The organism is Rhodoplanes roseus, from assembly GCF_003258865.1.
In the GTDB taxonomy this organism is placed as follows: domain Bacteria; phylum Pseudomonadota; class Alphaproteobacteria; order Rhizobiales; family Xanthobacteraceae; genus Rhodoplanes; species Rhodoplanes roseus.
This window is the reverse complement of the sequence record NZ_NPEX01000712.1, coordinates 1-323: the sequence shown is the minus strand read 5'-3', so window position 1 is coordinate 323 and position 323 is coordinate 1. Positions and strand designations below refer to the sequence as shown.

The 323-nt window shown below is 60.1% G+C and carries 1 pseudogene; it reads right to left on the bottom strand.

The features are described from left to right. Nucleotides 1-262: pseudogene (locus tag CH341_RS32080) on the bottom strand (ABC transporter permease); the annotation flags it as partial. Between the last annotated feature and the right edge of the window lie 61 nt (nt 263-323).

Below are 323 nucleotides of genomic sequence, written 5' to 3'. Positions count from 1 at the left end.
AGGCGATGCCCACCGTGTAGCGCGCGCCCATCAAGATGCGCGAGAGGATATCCCGGCCGAGATAGTCGGTCCCGAGCCAGAATTTCTGCGACATCGGTCCGAAGAAATCGAAATCGACGATCTTGCCGACCGGATAGGGCACGAGTAGCGGGGCGCAGATTGCAATCACGATCCAGAACAGGACGATCGCGGCGCCGATCGTTCCTACGGTGTTGATATGAAATCCTGTGCGGCGTCTGGCGGAGGCGGCGAGAGCTTTCACTGGCGCAGCCTCGGGTTGGACGCGATCGCAACGACGTCGGCAATCAGGATCAGCAACAGAT